Source organism: Nocardia sp. GP40 (assembly GCF_050434125.1).
Classification (GTDB): Bacteria; Actinomycetota; Actinomycetes; order Mycobacteriales; family Mycobacteriaceae; genus Nocardia; species Nocardia albiluteola.
The window spans coordinates 104,361-120,898 of the sequence record NZ_JBNPVW010000002.1 but is presented as its reverse complement, the minus strand read 5'-3'; the positions used below and the strand labels follow the sequence as shown (position 1 = coordinate 120,898).

Annotated in this window: 12 protein-coding genes and 2 pseudogenes; 4 read left to right on the top strand and 10 right to left on the bottom strand. The window is 69.4% G+C overall.

The window, feature by feature from the left end; all coding sequences use genetic code 11:
• Nucleotides 1-31: 31 nt before the first annotated feature.
• The 6 genes and pseudogenes from ABH933_RS05040 to ABH933_RS05015 form a co-directional block, all read right to left on the bottom strand.
• On the bottom strand, nt 32-2,725 hold the full coding sequence (locus ABH933_RS05040) for a fumarate reductase/succinate dehydrogenase flavoprotein subunit (protein WP_429418011.1): 2,694 nt from the start codon (nt 2,723-2,725) through the stop codon (nt 32-34).
• Nucleotides 2,726-2,744: 19 nt separating this feature from the next.
• Nucleotides 2,745-3,491 (bottom strand): ABC transporter ATP-binding protein, encoded by a 747-nt coding sequence (locus ABH933_RS05035; RefSeq protein WP_429418009.1) that lies wholly within the window; start codon nt 3,489-3,491, stop codon nt 2,745-2,747.
• Nucleotides 3,488-3,736 (bottom strand): annotated as a pseudogene (locus ABH933_RS05030) (ABC transporter permease); the annotation flags it as partial. The pseudogene ABH933_RS05030 and the gene ABH933_RS05035, both read right to left, overlap by 4 nt.
• Before the next feature lie 38 nt (nt 3,737-3,774).
• Nucleotides 3,775-4,395: pseudogene (locus ABH933_RS05025) on the bottom strand (ABC transporter substrate-binding protein); the annotation flags it as partial.
• An 11-nt stretch (nt 4,396-4,406) separates the two neighbouring features.
• The gene (locus ABH933_RS05020) at nt 4,407-4,634 is read right to left on the bottom strand and encodes a 4Fe-4S dicluster domain-containing protein (protein ID WP_215915242.1); all 228 of its coding nucleotides are present in this window, start codon (nt 4,632-4,634) and stop codon (nt 4,407-4,409) included.
• Complete coding sequence (locus ABH933_RS05015) at nt 4,631-5,440, bottom strand: GntR family transcriptional regulator (protein WP_429418008.1); 810 nt, start codon at nt 5,438-5,440, stop codon at nt 4,631-4,633. Before ABH933_RS05015 ends, ABH933_RS05020 begins: the two co-directional genes overlap by 4 nt.
• A gap of 477 nt (nt 5,441-5,917) precedes the next feature.
• Between ABH933_RS05015 and ABH933_RS05010 the strand changes: the two genes are divergently transcribed.
• Nucleotides 5,918-7,171: an ROK family protein gene (locus ABH933_RS05010; RefSeq protein ID WP_429418006.1), complete on the top strand. Its 1,254-nt coding sequence runs from the start codon at nt 5,918-5,920 to the stop codon at nt 7,169-7,171.
• A gap of 54 nt (nt 7,172-7,225) precedes the next feature.
• Here the strand turns inward: ABH933_RS05010 and ABH933_RS05005 are convergent, their stop codons facing one another.
• Nucleotides 7,226-8,344 carry an FAD-dependent monooxygenase gene (locus ABH933_RS05005; protein WP_429418005.1) on the bottom strand — a complete coding sequence of 373 codons (1,119 nt, stop codon included), beginning with the start codon at nt 8,342-8,344 and terminating at the stop codon, nt 7,226-7,228.
• Nucleotides 8,345-8,439: 95 nt separating this feature from the next.
• Between ABH933_RS05005 and ABH933_RS05000 the strand changes: the two genes are divergently transcribed.
• Nucleotides 8,440-9,003 carry a TetR/AcrR family transcriptional regulator gene (locus ABH933_RS05000; RefSeq protein WP_429418003.1) on the top strand — a complete coding sequence of 188 codons (564 nt, stop codon included), beginning with the start codon at nt 8,440-8,442 and terminating at the stop codon, nt 9,001-9,003.
• Nucleotides 9,004-9,121: 118 nt separating this feature from the next.
• Here the strand turns inward: ABH933_RS05000 and ABH933_RS04995 are convergent, their stop codons facing one another.
• A complete protein-coding gene (locus ABH933_RS04995; RefSeq protein ID WP_429418001.1) occupies nt 9,122-10,738 on the bottom strand; it encodes a DUF2207 family protein in 1,617 nt (538 codons plus the stop codon).
• Nucleotides 10,739-10,947: 209 nt separating this feature from the next.
• On the opposite strand from ABH933_RS04995, the gene ABH933_RS04990 reads away from it, so the two are divergent.
• Nucleotides 10,948-12,189 carry a neutral zinc metallopeptidase gene (locus ABH933_RS04990; RefSeq protein WP_429417999.1) on the top strand — a complete coding sequence of 414 codons (1,242 nt, stop codon included), beginning with the start codon at nt 10,948-10,950 and terminating at the stop codon, nt 12,187-12,189.
• Between the two features lie 398 nt (nt 12,190-12,587).
• Nucleotides 12,588-13,559: a neutral zinc metallopeptidase gene (locus ABH933_RS04985; protein WP_429417997.1), complete on the top strand. Its 972-nt coding sequence runs from the start codon at nt 12,588-12,590 to the stop codon at nt 13,557-13,559.
• Here the strand turns inward: ABH933_RS04985 and ABH933_RS04980 are convergent.
• Together ABH933_RS04980 and ABH933_RS04975 are read right to left on the bottom strand one after the other, a co-directional pair.
• A complete protein-coding gene (locus ABH933_RS04980; RefSeq protein ID WP_429419169.1) occupies nt 13,556-14,242 on the bottom strand; it encodes a TetR/AcrR family transcriptional regulator in 687 nt (228 codons plus the stop codon). The two genes, ABH933_RS04985 and ABH933_RS04980, sit on opposite strands and share 4 nt — an antisense overlap.
• On the bottom strand, nt 14,242-16,482 hold the full coding sequence (locus tag ABH933_RS04975) for an MMPL family transporter (RefSeq protein ID WP_429417996.1): 2,241 nt from the start codon (nt 16,480-16,482) through the stop codon (nt 14,242-14,244). The genes ABH933_RS04980 and ABH933_RS04975 overlap by 1 nt, the downstream gene beginning before the upstream one ends.
• Nucleotides 16,483-16,538: the final 56 nt, after the last annotated feature.

The window sequence follows — 16,538 nt, the reverse complement described above, 5'->3', positions numbered from 1 at the left end:
GTGATCCGGTCGGACCGGCGTGTCCCCGGCGTCATTCGAGCGCTCGTCGCGCGTAGGCCCGGACATCGGCATCGCCATCGTCCAGGGCTGCGTGCAGCGCCGTGCGTGCGGGCTCGTGGCCGGGCCACGCGGCGAGGGTGAGCACCGCGGCCTTACGGACATCCGGGTGCGGATCGTCCAGGGCCGGCCGGAGGGCCGGGACACCCAGCTCCGGTCCCGGGCCGAGCCAGCCGCGGGCCGCGCCCACGCGCACCTGCCACGCCGAATCACCCGCGGCCGCGGTGAGGGCCGCGCCGTCGCCGGCCGCCCCGAGGACCGCGAACGCGGCGAGTGCGGCGGCGCGGACCAGAGGATCGTGGTCGTCGGCCAGGGTACGGATAGTGTCTGCCCCGCCCTGTCCGATCGTCGCCAAGCCCTGCGCCGCCACGATCCGGACCTCGCGGTTCTCGTCGTGCCCGGCCGCCTCCAGCGCGGCCCAGTCGTCGAGCGAGACCAGCGCCCGCACCCCCTCGATCCGCACCCGGTGGTCGGCATCGGCGACGGCCCGGCCGAACAGGTCCGCCGTGCCGGATCGGAGGACGCGCAGCAGGTCCACCACGCCGGCCCGCACGAGCGGATCCGGTGATGCGGTGTGATCGGTCAGATCGGTTGCCGCGGGCAGGATCTCGACGAGTTCCCGCAGTCCGGCCAGCGCGGCGGCACGCACGCTCGCATCGGAGTCGGCCAGCGCGCCGCTCAGCGGTCGGGCGAAGCCGTCCGGTGTCTCCTCGGTCAGCACCGCGACCGCGGTGGCCCGCACGCGGGGGTCGCCGTCGTCGAGATACGGCTGGAGGTCGGCGAGCGCGGGCGCGTCCAGGTTCAGCAGCGGGGCGATTCGGGCGGCCGATGGGGACGGCCGGACCGATGTCGTTGCGGCGCGCGAGTTTACCGCCGCCGGATCAGGGGGAGCGATGCGCGGTGGACCGGTGATCAGCTCCGGCTGCGGTACCGGCACCGGCGTGAGTTCGGCCGCCGGAATCTCGGCCAGATCGGGCACGGGCACGAAATACGGTGCCACGGGCCGCTTCAGGAACTTCATGTCCCCGTCGGCACCTTTGCGCAGGTTCAGGTGGTAGCGCCATCCGGTGTCGTCCCGCTCCGGGAGGTCCGCCCTTTCGTGGTAGAGGCCCCAGCGGGATTCGGTGCGGGTCAGCGAGGATCGGGCGGCCATCTCGGCGCAGTCGCGGATGAAACTCACCTCCGCGCAGCGCATCAGTTCGTGCGGGGTCGCGCCGCCCATCTGTTCTATATCGGTGCGCATCCGTTCGAAGGTCTCGACCGCCAGCGACAGCTTCGTCGCGGTCTTGGGCGGCGCCACATAGTCATTGACGAAACGGCGCAACTTGTATTCCACCTGCGGCTGCGGCGGGCCGTCCGGATTGCGCAGCGGGCGATAGACCAGTTCGTGCGCCGCGGCGAGCTGATCCTGCGGAAGATCCTGCGGCGCAGGGATATCGAAGCGCATCGCGGCCGCGTCGGCCCCCGCCAGATCGCCGTAGACGAAGGCTCCGATCATGTAGTTGTGCGGGACGCACGCCAGATCCCCGGCGGCATAGAGCCCGGGAACCGTGGTGCGGGCATGTTCGTCCACCCACACTCCCGAGGCCGAATGCCCACTGCACAAACCGATTTCGGAGATGTGCATCTCGATGTCGTGGGTGCGGTAGTCGTGTCCGCGGTTGGCGTGAAAGGTGCCACGGGTCGGGCGCTCGGTGGTATGCAGAATGCCCTCGAGTGCGGTCAGCGTCTCGTGCGGCAGATGGGACACCTTCAGATAGATGGGACCGCGGGCCGATTCGATCTCCCGCTTCACCTCGGTCATCATCCGGCCCGACCAGTAGTCCGAGTCCACAAAGCGCTCGCCGTGGGCGTTGACCTGATAGCCGCCGAACGGATTCGCGACATAGGCGCAGGCTGGGCCGTTGTAATCCTTGATCAGCGGATTGATCTGGAAGCATTCGATGCCCGAGAGCTCCGCGCCGGCGTGATAGGCCATCGCATAGCCGTCCCCGGCATTGGTCGGATTCTCGTAGGTACCGTACAGATATCCCGAGGCCGGTAGCCCCAGGCGCCCGCACGGCCCCGTCGCCAGGATCACGGCCTTGGCGCCGACGGCCACGAATTCGCCGGTGCGGGTGTGCAATGCGGCCGCGCCGACCGCACGCCCGCCGGAGGTGAGCACCCGCACGGGCATCAGCCGGTTCTCGATCCTGATCCGCTCGCGCATCGTGCGTTGCCGCAGCACGCGATACAGCGCCTTCTTCACGTCCTTGCCCTCGGGCATCGGCAGCACATAGGACCCGGAGCGGTGCACCCGCCGCACCGTGTACTCGCCGTATTCGTCCTTCTCGAACTTCACTCCGTACCGCTCGAGTCGCTGCACCATCGCGAAGCCACGCGTCGCGGTCTGATAGATGGTGCGCTGGTTGACGATGCCGTCGTTGGCCCGGGTGATCTCGGCGACGTAGTCCTCCGGCTCGGCCTTACCGGGCACGACCGCGTTGTTGACCCCGTCCATGCCCATCGCCAGTGCGCCCGAGTGCCGCACGTGCGCCTTTTCCAACAGCAGCACATTCGCGCCCTGTTCGGCCGCGGTGAGGGCGGCCATGGTCCCCGCGGTGCCGCCGCCGATGACCAGCACGTCGCAGTCGAGCCGGAGGGTGTCGGCGAGGTCGGGAATATTCATCAGCACACTCCAGAGTGGATCAGGCGACTCGATTTTCCGAATAGCCAAGGGCAGTAAGGATTTCCGCGCGAAGTGGGAACCGGTCCACTCCGCTCCCGCGCGGCTGCGGCACCTCCAGCAGCGCGCACAACCCGCCGCCGCGCAGCACCGCGACCCGGTCGCCGAGCAGCAGCGCCTCGTCCACATCGTGGGTCACGAAGACCGCGGTGGCCGGGTGGGCATGCCACGTCGCGATCAGCAGCCGCTGCATGGCGGCCCGGGTCGGCGCGTCCAGCGCGCCGAACGGCTCGTCCATCAGCACCGCCCGGGGTGCGCCGGCCAGGCCGCGGGCCAGCTGCACGCGCTGCCGCATGCCGCCGGAGAGGTTCTTGGGCAGGTAGTCGCCGAAGCCGGTGAGCTCCACCTCCGCGATCCAGCGCTCCGCACGCTCGCGCCGCCCGGCGCGCGGTTCCCCGCGCAGCTTCAGCGCCAGTTCGATATTGGAACGCACGGTGCGCCAGGGCAACAGCGCGTTGTCCTGGAACACCATCGCCCGGTCGCGGGAGGGGCCGGTGACCTCGAGGCCGTCCGCGAGCAACCGCCCGGACCCCGGGCGCAGCAGTCCGGCCAGCGCGCGCAGCACCGTCGATTTGCCGCATCCGGACGGCCCGGTCAGCACCAGAATCTCGCCGGGGCGGATATCGAGGCTCAGCTCGGTCAGCACCGGCGCACCGGCATAACGCAATTCGACCCGTTCGAGCGCGAGAGTCATTGGTGAGGAGGTCATCTCGCCGACCCCGCCGCCCGGGGCAGCCAGCGCGTGACGCGGCGGCCCAGCACCTCGACCGCGGCCGAGGTGCCGAAGCTCAGCAGTCCGATGGTGATGATGCCGACGAACACGCCCGGATAGTCCACGATCGTGTAGGCCTGCCAGGTGCGGTATCCGACTCCCAAACGCCCGGAGATCATTTCGGCCGACACCACGCAGATCCACGCCACGCCGATCCCGACCGACAGCCCGCCGCCGGGCACGAACGCCCCAGTGCGACACCGGAAGCCACGCCCGCGACGGACAGCGCCTGCACCTGACCGGATTCCAGCGCCGACGCCCCGATCTGAGGCTGCTGGTTGAGCACCTCGACGCCGGACTTGGGATCGATGCCGGTGCGGGTCAACGCCTGCCGGAGCAAACCGTCGCTGGCCGAACCGACGCTGGAGGAAACCTTCTTTCCCGACAGCTCGGCAACCGATTGAACCGGCGAATTCTGGTTCACCACAATCATGTTCAGCGATCCGCGCGGCTGGTAACCGGTGACGGATACCAGCTCGGTGGCCGCACGCGCATCGGCCTGGGTGCGAGAGCCGTTGATCAGCAGGGGATAGTCGCCCATCGAGCCGATATCGAGCTTCTCCGCGACCATTTGCGCGGTGATCGGGGCGCCGGTGTCGTAATCCTGCCACTCCACTTGATATTTCGGGCCGCCGTGCGCGGTGAGCGCGGCGAGGCGCTGCTCCAGAAGGCCTTTCGCCCGCAGCAGGGTGCCCGCGGTCACGGTATTGATGGTCTTGGACTGATAGCCGATGACGACGCGGACGGTACTTCCGGATCCGGTGCTCTGCAGGGAGCACCCGGCGGCCGTGAGCGCCGTGATGGCGACGGCCGCGATCATTCGGGCCGGGCGGTACTTCATATTCCCTCGAATCAGCGCAGCAGGTATGGCATGTTCACGGTGACGGCGCCGGTAGGACAGCGCGCGGCGCACGGGCCGCAGTACCAGCACTCGTCGACGTGCATGTATGCCTTGCCGTTGTCGGGGTTGATCGCCAGCGAATCGAGCGGGCAGATCTCCACGCACAGCGTGCATCCCTGAATGCAGAGGGATTCGTCGATCGTCACCGGGACATCGGCACGCTGGTTCACCAGGGTCATCGGGTCAGCCTCCAGTCGATGGGGTCGGTCGGGCGAACTGTGCTTACCCACCCCGCCGGCTCCGCAGGCTCCGCGGCTAACCGTCCCCGAAGGCTGCCGCGCATGGTGATTCGGTCGCCGCGCAGCCGGATGTACTCGAGGTCCACGGGGCGCCCGTCCTTCATTCGCGTCAGTCGTTCGAGCAGCAGCAGCGCGCCGCCCTCGGGCATCTGCAGGGTCGCGGCCGAGTGGGGATCGGCGGTGATGGCCTCGAGTGCCAGGTCGGCCGAGCCCAGCGGGCCGCCGCCGATCTCCTCGATGAGCGCGAAGATGTCGTTCGATTCCAGGTCGCGCTCGATCACCGCATCGCCGATATCGGGCGCCAGGTAGGTCAGGTCCAGGCTCACCGGTAGCCCGTCCAGATGCCGCAGCCGCTCGATGTAGACCGCGGGCTCGCCGGGCCCCAGCCGCAGCCGCCGCGCCACCGCGGACGGCGGCGTCACGCGCAGCGCGGCCCGCACCTCGTTGTACACCTCGCCGTGGCCGCGCAGCGTCTCCTTCAGCCCGCGCAGCGAATCCAGCCCGTGATCGTATTTGCGCTGGGCGACGTGGGTTCCGACCTTCGGGGCGCGCTCGATCAGTCCCTCGTCCCGCAGCAGCGCCAGCGCGTCGCGGACGGTGTTGCGGGACACGGCGAATTCGGTGGCCAGCGCCGCCTCGGCGGGCAGCGCACTGTCGAAGGTTCCGGCATGGATCTGCTGGCGCAGCACGTCGGCCACCTGCCGGGCGCGATCGGCGCGGCGGATGGGGGTGGGTTGGGGCGTCACCTCGTTCTCCTTCCGCCGGTGACCTGCGGATTGCGACTGTAGCCGCGGGCTGCGAGGCGACCCGGCGCTCGCGGCGGCAGCGGCGTGACGCGATCGGTGTATCCGCCTCCCGCACACGGCGGGGCCGGGAGGTGAGGCCAGGTGTGGACGGTCATTGCGCCACCCCGGCGGCGCGTGCGGGCGTTGGAATCACGATGAGCGGAATGCATGCAGACCGACTGGTCTGGCGTCCGCGAGACATGGGATGTTACCGTGGGCAACATGTCCTCCAGCCGACCGAACGCCGCACAGGTCACGTACATGACCGTCGCGCTCGGCGTCCGGCTGCCGCGGCAGCGGGAGCTGTGTTGCTCCCGTTCGCGCAGCTGAGAACCGCTCCACGTCGCGCTGGCCGACCGTTCGGGCCCTTCCGGCTGCCTTGTTGATCCTCGATAAGAGTTCTCCCGCGATCCGGGACCGCAACAAGGATTCCGCACCATGACGAGCCCCACCCTCGAGCGTCCGTCCTCCACCTCCACACCGAACACCCGAATTGCCGCGCGGCCCGCGGTGCCGCCGGAGCTCCGCATCGCGGACAACCCGGCCGCCGCCGTGCTGCGTTCCGCGACCCGCGGCCCGATCTTCCGCGACTCTGCCGCGCAGACAACGGGTTTGAGCATCGCCACCGTCAATCGTCAAGTGTCCGCGCTACTTTCGGCCGGACTCCTGCGAGAACGGGCTGACCGCACCGCATCCGGCGCCGTGGGCCGCCCGCGCATACCGTTCGAGGTCGATACCGACACCTTCGCCACGGTCGGCGTGCACATCGGTGCGACGGTGACCCGGATCATCGCCGCCGACCTGTCCGGGCGCATCCTCGGCGGCCTGGAGATCGCCACGCCGCAGGCCGGCCAGGACGCCGCGCTGACCATCATCGCCCGCAGCGCCAAGGCGTTCCTGGACCGGCTGCCGCGCCGGCGTCCGCTATGGACGGGGGTCGCGCTGGCGGGGCGGGTCGATGCCGCCGCCGGCGTGGTCGATCATCCCCGCCTGGGCTGGCGGGCCGCGCCTGTCGCCGCGATCTTCGGCGCGGTGCTAGATCTGCCGGTCTCGGTATCGGCGCACGTGGAAGCGATGGCCGCCGCGGAATTGCTGCTCGGGTCGGCCGACGAGCAGCGGCCCGGCAGCAGCCTGTACGTCTACGTGCGGGAGACCGCGGGCATCGCGGTCACCATGCACGATCGCGTGCACACCCCGGCCAGCGGCCCGGGGTCGATCGCCCATCTGCCCACCGGTTCCGAGGTGAACTGCGCCTGCGGCCGGCGCGGTTGCCTCGAGGCGACCGTAGGGGAGGCGGCGCTGCTCGCCCGGGCCGTGGCGGCCGGGATCGTGCCCAAGCGGGAAGCTCCGCGCCGGCCCGCGATCGCGGACCTCTACCGGGCCGCGGCGGGTGGATCCGGGCCCGCGCGCGAGTTGCTCGACGAGCGCGCGGAAATCCTCGGCCGCACTGCGGCATTGGTCCGGGACATGTTCAACCCGGATCGAGTCGTGCTGGGCGGGCAGGCATTCACCGGCTACCGGCCCGGAATCGACCGGGTGGCACAGGCGTTCGCAAAGAACACCGCACTGCCCTCCGCCGATCTGCGCATCAGCCGCTTCGGCGGTCGCGTCCAGGAGCATGCCGCGGCGGTCACCTCGCTGAGCGTCTTCTACGCCGACCCGCTCTCGGCCATGCGACGCGCCACGCGCTGAGAGTGCCTGACGCAGGGCATATTCTGCGAGGTCCCGCGATGGACACCCCAGGTGCTAGAGCACGGTGTCCATCGCGCGGACAGCGAGATTGCGCGCAGTGATGTTCGCGCGGTTATTCGGTACCAGCAGCATTCGCGCCAGCGCGAAGCCGCGCAGCTTCGGGCGCACCACGGCGCGATGGCGGCGTTCGTAGCGGGCCAGGGCGCCGGAGATATCGCCGGGCGTGCTCGCGAGCTCAACCGCCAGGGTATGGGCGCCGATGATGGCGAGGGTGGAACCGTTGCCGAAGACCGACAGGCTCGACGCCGCGTCGCCGACCACGCCGATGCGGCCGATCGACCAGTGCGGCAGGCTGACTCGGCTCACCGAGTCGAAGTACAGGTCCTCGGCCGCGGCCGCGCGGTCGAGGAATTCCTCGTAGACACCGAGCTTTCCGGCGTATGCCGCGGCGATCAGGCGCTTGTGCTGCTCGAGGTCGCGGTAGTCGAAATCGGGTACCGCCCGCTGCTGGAAAAAGAAGGCTGCCAGGGGAATTCCGTGTGCGGGGTGTACCGAGAAGGCGCGCCCGGGACTGTTGACCATGGCCACGGCATCCTCGCCCGCAATGGTGTGGTCGACCGGCAGCGTCGCCACGTACATGCCCATGTGCCGGACGAAGGCGGAGTCGGGGCCGAAGGCCAGCCGCCGCACGGCCGAATGGGACCCGTCGGCCCCGATGACCAGGTCGAAATGCGCCGGTGTGCCCCGCTCGAAGGTGACCTCGACCGCATCGCCCGCCTGCTCCAGGCCGGTTATCGCGTCGCCCCAGCGGATTTCGGCATTGTCGCGCGCGGCCGCCAGCAGTATCGCGGCCAGGTCGGCGCGCGATATCTCCACCTCGCGGTCGCCGGCGGAGCCCTGGAATGCCGACAGGCTCACACCCGCCCGCTCCCGGCCAGCGGTATCGAGGAAGACCAGGCGCCGCACGGCCGTTGCCGCGGCCCTCAGCTGCGGCATCACCCCCATCTCCTCGGCCACCGCGACCGCGTGCCCCTTGATGTCGACCGGGTTTCCGCTCGACCGCTGCCCGGCGGCGCGCTCCACCACGGTCACCGTGAATCCATGTCGCGCAAGCCAATACGCAAGCGTCGAGCCCGCGACCCCGGCGCCGGAAATGAGCACGCTGCCGCCCATGGTTCATCCCTCCAGTCAAGTGGACGAATTTCGTCCACTTCCGTCTACGGTACGCTAACCGGAAGAATTTCGTCCACTTGTTTCGGAGGTGCGGGGTGTCCGACGAGTTGCGGGCCGATGCGCGCAGCAATCGCGACCAGATCGTGGCCGCGGCGCAGATCGAGTTCCGCGATCGGGGCGTCGAGGTCTCGATGAAACAGATCGCCGATCGGGCGGGCGTCGGCGTCGGCACGCTGTATCGGCGGTTCCCGGACCGCGCCGCGTTGATCACCGCGGCGGCGCACGGCTACCTCTCCGGTCTGGCGGAACTGGCCGCCACCGCCCGCCGGGACGAGGCCCGCGCCTGGCCCGCGCTGTGCCGGTTCCTGCGGGAGTGTGCCGAATTGCGTTTGGGCGCAATGGCGGCCGCGCTGGAGCCGGCGTTACATGCGGATATCCGGAGTCATCCAGGTCTGGTCGACGTCCGCGCGCGGGTGGCCGAACACGTCGTGGCCATGACCACCCAGGCGCAGGCCGAAGGGGATCTGCGCCGGGACATCGATGCCCGGGAGATCGCGAAGCTGGCGACGCTGCAGATCTATGCATTCCCGGACGAGTCGTATCCGGCGACGGTCGCGCGCACCGTGGATATCGTTCTCGACGGATTGCGCGCCCGCTGATCCGACATTCGATCGAATCAATCCGCGCCGATTCGCCGTCCCCGATTTGTACCGCGGCGCGGCGGTCCCGGCGTTCGCGGCCGGTACGACCTCCGGGAGGTAATACCGGCCGCGCGCGTCATTTCGCGGCGAACAGCCCCTGCAGTGCGGTGATGAAATACGGGAAATGCCCGGCGAATCGGGTCAGGTCCGGGTCCTGTTCGAAGCCGCCGAACCAATACAGCGCCGGTTCGCCTCCCGCGCCGGGATTCAATTCGCGGAACTGGCGAATCCAATTGTCGGCGCGGCCGTCGACCACGGTGAACGGCAGTGCCCGGGAGAACACCGGCCCGCGCTCGGCCGGCGGTATCTGATCGACCCGAAGGGTCTCCAGGCCGCGTTGCATGCCGCGCACCCGCACGGCCAGGGCGCGGCCCGCCGCGGTGCGGGCCGGGAGGTAAGCCGGCAGCAGAAGCAGGGCCAGCCCGCCGATCCCGACGGCCACGCCCACCAGCGCGAATCCGCCCGAGAGCGCCAGCCCGATGGTCGCGCCGAGGCCCGCGACCACGAGCACCGCGCCCAGCCAGAACACCGGGCCGCGCCGCTTGCGGTCGGCGACCAGTCCGTTCGCGCGCCCATCCTCGCGCAGCGCCGCGCGTGCGGGTTCGGCCTGCATCCGGCCCGGCACGCGCAGCTCGGAGACCAGCACCGAATCGACGCCCTCGGGCAGCACCGCCCGGTAAACCTGCCGTTCGTAGTCGCGCAGCTGCTCGTCGGCCGGGTTCACCCTGGTGATACGCCAGTCCGAATCGCTCACCGGCGCGATCCAGAGGTACCGGCGCGCAGCCAGATCCACCACGGTCGCCGCGAGTTCTCCTGCGCCGGCCACACCTTCGAGCAGCAGCCCGGCCGCGCCCGGCAGCACGCCGTCCGGTGAGACGAACTGCGCCTGACTTCCCTTGCGCTGCACAGGATCCACCGCCTCGGCGCCCACCAGGGCGGTAGCGTCCTGACGACGTACCCACGCCACATATCCCCCGAAGGCGATGAGCGCCGCGAGGAGTACGCCGAAGGCGGCCACCGCCGGTGCGCTCACGGCGAAGGGCCCGCTCGATGTGCCGTCGCTGATATCGGCATTGGCGGGCACAGTGCCCGGCGGCAGCTGCAGGGTGAGGGCGATGACATCGCCCTTCTTCAGGCCCTCCTCGTACATCGTGAGCACGCCGTCGGCCTCGATCTGCGCGTGGCACTTCCGCGGTGCGTTCTGCGGCCCGACCGAGCAGTCGGCGATGCCCATCTTGTAGCTGGGGCTGATCAGCGTCGCATCGAACGAGGCGACGTCGGCGTTCAGGACGCCGGTATAGCGGAACAGCTGAGTGCCGGGCGCGTCGCTGACAGTGTTGTGCACCGTGTACTTGAACGAGGACTTCCCCGGCGGTGCGTTCACACTGAACAGGTCGCCGTTCACCTTCGCCGAGCCGGGGCCGGTGCTGGAGATGTCCGAGACCTTGAAGCGACGCTCGCCCCCCTTGTCGCCGAGCGCGAGCCGCAGCGGCAGCTCCATGTCGAAGGACCCGCCCTGCGGCACGGTCACGGTCTCGGCAACCTGCAGATCCCCCTGCTTGGTGAGTTTGACGGTGGCCTTGATCGCTACGCCGTCAGCGGGTGGCTGGGCCTGCGCGGCCGGTGCCATCGCGAGCAGTCCGGCCAGAACCACCAACAAGGCGCCGGCCGCGCCCCCCCGAAACGTGAGCATGACGCAACAGCATAGACAGCTTGGTATTGTTCGGCATCGGCTGTCGAGTACGTGGGTACAACGGGGGGAGTGGGGGAGTGGTCAACAACCGTGCCGGCGTTGACCGCAGCCGTCCCGTGCGCGACCGGTCTCCACAGTCCGCAGCCAGGGTTATCCACAGGAGTTGTCTTCGCTCCCACGCCCCTTCGCACGAGTGAGTTGATCGAGTCATGACCCAGCCCCCGTATCCGCCGGGACCCGGCTACCCACCTCCCGGACGCCCGCCGTCCGGTGGAATGCCGCCCGGTTACGGGGGACCGCCGGCCGGCGGCGGGCCCGGTTATGGCCGGCCGGGGTACGGAGGCCAGCCGGGATACGCCCCGCAGCAGGGTTACGGTGGGCAGCCGGGTTACGGCGGGCAGCCGGGCCCGCGGCCGCCGTACGGTGCGCCGTTGCCTCCGGCCGGGTATCGCGGTGGGCCGCAGCAACTTCCGCCCTTGCCACCGACCGGCTACTACAGCCCCCCGCCGTCGGGTGGGGGCGGTGGTGCGGGCGCGATCGTCGCGATTCTCGCGGTGCTCGTCGTATTGACTATGGTCGGCGGCCTGGTGGTGTTCGCGGCGGCCGGCAGTAGTAACGACGCGTCCTCGTCCGCGGAGACCTCGACCCCGAGCTTCACGTATCCCTCGACTCCCAGCACCGAATCCGCCGCTGCCACCACCACATCCGGCAGCACGCAGTCCACGAGCGCCTCGGGACCGCAGGCGGTGGACAAGCTCGGGGACAACCCGCTGTTCACCGACGCCGGACTGCAGAACTTCAGATGCCCGCTGCCGCACTGGGCCTCGGATGTCAGCTCGGTCCGCAAGTACTTCCAGACGGCGCAGACCTGCCTGGACAACATGTGGAAGCCGTTGCTGCAGGCCGCGAATCTGCCATTCGACAGCCCGAAACTCAGCGTGACCGAGGCCGGCACCTCCTCGGCCTGCGGTACATCCTCCGGCAATTTCGCGGCGTTCTACTGCTCGGCGGACAACACCATGTACATGCCGTTGAAGCAGCTGTTCATCAACGAGGATCCCAACGGTGATCCGGCGATCTACCTCGCCGTCTTCGCCCACGAATACGGCCACCACGTCCAGGCTCTCAGCGGCGTCATGGATGCGGAGAACGAGAAGCTGAATGACCTCGGCCTGGATTCCGATGAGGGCCTGGAGTACAGCCGCCGCCTCGAGTTGGAGGCACAGTGCTTCAGCGGCATGTTCATCGGCGCGGAGCAGGCCGCGGGTGCCGTGACCACCGCCCAGGGATCCGGGGCGAGCAAGGACAACGGCGAACGCGGCGATGCGCCCGGCGATATGCGCACGCACGGCACCGCCAACCACTACGGGGCCTGGTGGAACACCGGATACAAGAACAACAAGACCCAGCGGTGCAACACGTGGACCGCCGCGTCGAGCGATGTCAGCTAGTACTCCGGCCGCGGGACTGTGTGATGGCCGGCGTCCCAGCGGATTCCCGGGCCTGACCGAAGTGAAATGACTGCACGGTGACCCAGCCTCCGTATCCGCCCGGTCCCGGCTACCCGTCCCGGGGCCGCCCGTCCGCGGGGCCGGGTCAGGGTGGACAGCCCCCCGGGTATGGAGGCCGGCCGGGATATGGGTCGCCGCCGGGATATGGCGGCCAGCCAGGTTATGGCGGCCAGCCGGTTTACGGTAGTCAGCCCGGGTACGGCGGTCAGCCCGGCCCGCGGCCGCCGTACGGCGCGCCACTACCGCCCACCGGGTATTCCGCTGGGCCGAACCAACTTCCGCCGCTACCCCCGCCCGGGTACTACGGACCGCCGCCCTCCCGCGGCGGAGGCGGCGGCGTGATCGGCGCGGTGCTGGCGGTGGTCCTGGTGCTCGGTGTGGTGGGTGCGCTCGTGGCATTCGCCACCATAGGCGGCAGTCGCAACGACGCGTCGACCTCCGAGGGCACCACGCCCAGCTTCACCTATTCGCCGACGCCGAGCTCGGAATCGCTCGTTCCCACAACAACATCCAGGAGTCCGGTAACCAGGGACACCGAGCCGAGCACCGCACCGCCCACGACGACGGGATCCGCCGGGCCGCGGGCCGTTGCGGCGACGTCCGACAACCCGATTTTCGCCGATCACAACGCCAGCCTGCCGAACATCACCTGCAGCTTCCCGCAGTGGACCGCGACCGTGGATGCGGCGACGTCCTTCTTCCGGGGAGCCCGGACGTGCCTGGACCGGGAATGGCAGCCGACGCTCGCGGCGGCGAATCTCCCCTTCTCCAGCCCGGACATCAGCGTCCCGGCCCGCGGCGCGGACGCGACCTCGCCCTGCTCCGGCGACATGTCCAACTACGCCGCGTTCTACTGCCCGGCGAACCACACCATCTACATGCCGCTGGACAAGATCCAGACCAACCTCTACGGCGACAAGTGGTATGTCTATCTCCAGGTTTTCGCGCACGAGTACGGGCATCACGTGCAGGCCCTCAGCGGTATCACCCGGAAGGAAAGCAGCGAGATGAACGCTGCCGGAACCGATTCGGACCAGGGGCTGGAGCCGTCCCGCCGCTTCGAGCTGGAGGCGCAGTGCTTCAGCGGCATGTTCATCGGCGCCGCCACCTACGCGGGCGATCTCACCCACGCCCAGGCCGACTTCCTGGCCAAGGACCAGTACACACGCGGGGATGACAGTCAGCGGGTGGACATGCACAACCACGGCCTGAGCCAGCACTACGGTGACTGGTTCGCCAAGATCGGCATGCCCAGCGATCGCACCTGGAAGTGCAACACCTGGTCGGCGCCTTCCGGCGACGTCTCCTAATCCGGGTTTTCGCGCTTCCGGAGCGCCGCCAGCCACAACGCGCCCTGATCCGGGTCGGGTACCGGCCCACCGCCCATGATGTCGATCACCACGTGCCCGACGCAGGCCGCGCCCAGCACCCGATCGACGATGAGATCGGTATCGCCCCACGGCAGATAGGGTTTGGCAATGATCAGCGAGGCGATGCCGTGCGCGGCCGCCCAGAGTTCGAGGACGATCGGCAGCGGGTCTCCGGGGGTGATGACGCCGGATTCCATTGCCTCCTTGACGGTCTGGGTGAACCGCACGACCGCGCCGCTGGTCAGCACGTAATCCACCGCGCCCGGCTCGCTGGACCCCAGGAATGCCAGCCGGTACTGCTCCGGATTGTCCAGCGCGAACCGCACATACGCCAGGCCCTGAGCGCGCAGCCGGGTGATCGGTGACTGCTCCGGATCGTCCACCGCGGCCATCGCGGCGTCGACGTGTTCGAAGACCTGCGCGACCGCGGCATCGATGAGCTCGTCCTTGTCGGCGAAGTGCCGATAGATCGACGGCGCGCTCACCCCGACCAGCTTGCTCACCTCCCGGATGGACACCGCGTCCGCATTTCCGGTGCGCGCCAACAGTTCCCGCGTCGCGTCGAGAATCTCGTCACGAAGCTGAGCGCCGGCGCCGCGGGCCGAGCGTGGCCGGGGCGCCATCACGGCTGGCTCACCAGTTCGGGTTCGGGGGACGTTGAGGCGGATTCCTCGTGAAATCCGAATCTTTCGTGCAGCCGCCGCAGCGGGCGCGGCGCCCACCAGTTGGCCGTGCCGAGCAGCCGCATCAGCGCCGGGACGAGCAGGCCGCGGATGACGGTGGCATCGGCGAGCACGGTCAGGGTCAGGCCCAGACCGAACATTTGCATGAAGGATACCTTCGAGGAAACCATGGCCCCCAGCACGATAGCCATCAGCAGCGCCGCGGCCGTAACGATCCGCCCGGTGTGCGCCACCCCGATCGCGACCGAGTGGGTATTGTCCGCGGCCGTGCGCTTCGAGGCCAGCCAGGCCTCGCGGATCCGGGACAGCAGGAACACCTCGTAGTCCATCGACATGCCGAATGCCAGGCAGAACATCAGGATCGGCATCGTGGGCACCAGATATCCGGTCGCGGTGAAGCCCAGCAGATTCGACAGGTGGCCGTCCTGGAAGATCCACACCATCATGCCGAACATCGCGGTCAGCGAGAACGTATTGATCAGCACCGCCTTCAGCGGCAGCACCACGCTGCCGGTGAACAGGAACAGCACGATGAACGTGGACAGCGCGATCAGCGCCACCGCCAGCGGTAGCTGCGCGCTCAGCGAGTGCAGGCCGTCGGCGTCCATTTCCGCGCTGCCGCCGAACAGCGCCGGCGCGGGCGCGGGCGTGGCGTGCAGCTCCCGCAACTGCCGCTGTCCGGCCGGGGAGTAGGGATTCACCGACGTTGCGACGGTGAGGTATTGGCCCGACGCGTTGGCCATGCCCGGCAGGGATGCCGCCGCCCGGCCGCCCGAGATGTAGACGCCCGCATCGGACAGCACCGCCGAGACCCCCTCGATCCTGGACAGCGCCGTCGCGTACGGGGCGATATTCCCGGAGTATCCATCCAGGACGATCGTGGCGCCGTTGCCCGCGCCGACCGCCGGGAACTGGCTGCGCAACTCGTCGCCGACCGTACGGCTGTCCGAGCCCACGGGCATCACGCGATCGTCCGGAAAGCCGAATTTCACGCCCAGGAACGGGGATCCGACCGCCAGCAGTGCCGCGAGGATCACCAGGGCAACCGGAATCGCATGCCGCATCACCCAATTCACCGTCCGGTACCACCGCGACCGCTCGGGCGCGACCGGAGCCGGCGCGGGCCGCCGGAGTGCCCGGCGCAGCCCGGCCCGCACGTCCAGGGCGTTGACCCGGTCGCCGAGCAGCACCAGGGCCGCGGGCAGCAGCACGATCGAGGCAGCCGCGGCCGCGACCACCACCGCGACACCGGCGTAGGCGAAGGACTTCAGGAAGTACAGGTTGAAAACGCTCAGCACGGCCAGGGCCAGAGCGACGGTCAGCGCCGAGAAAAGTACGGTGCGCCCGGCGGTTTGCACCGCGCGGATCGCGGCGTCCCTGTGCCCCAGCCCGTTTCGCAGTTCCTCGCGGAAGCGGCTGACAATGAACAGGCTGTAGTCGATGGCCAGCGCGAGCCCGAGCGCGGTGGTCATGTTCATCGCGTAGACCGACACGTCGGTGAACAGCGTGAATCCGCGCAGGATGGCCAGGGTGGCGGTGATCGCGAACAGCCCGACGGCCAGCGGCAGCGCCGCGGCGATCACGCTGCCGAACACCATCGTCAGCACGATGGCGGTCAGCGGCACGGCCACGCCCTCGGCCAGCGCGAGGTCCTTGGTGATCTGGCCGTTCACGTCGTGGTAGATCGAGGCCAGTCCGCCCGCCCGGACGGTGACCCCCGAGGTGGTCCCGTCGAACTCGGCGGCAATGGTGCCCGCGGTCTTCTGCGCGGTGTCGTCACCGCCGGTCAGATAGGCCAGCACGAGGCCGCTGTGCCCATCGGCGCTGCGCAGCGCGGACTTGGCGGCCGGCGGGCTCGTCCAGTACGACCGCACCCCGACCACGTTCGATCGCGCGGTGAGCTTCGTGGCGATCTCGGTGCCCACCCGCTGGGCCGCGGCGGAGTCGGCGCCCTGACCGGACTCGACCAGCAGCACGAAATTCGGCTGGGCGCCGTGGAAGTTGGTCGCCAGGAGCGCGGCGGCCCGCGAGGACTCCGCGTCCGTGGAGATGAAGCCGCCGGCCTGCAGGTGTGCGGCGACCGAGGCCCCGAACAGCCCGCAGAACGCGGCCACGGCCAGTGCGGCCAGCAGAATCGCCCGGGGAAACCGGGTCGAGAATCGCGCGATACGGGTCAGCATGGTCGGCCCCCAAATGCCACGGATAGGTTAACGACGTTATAGTAACGCCGTTAACC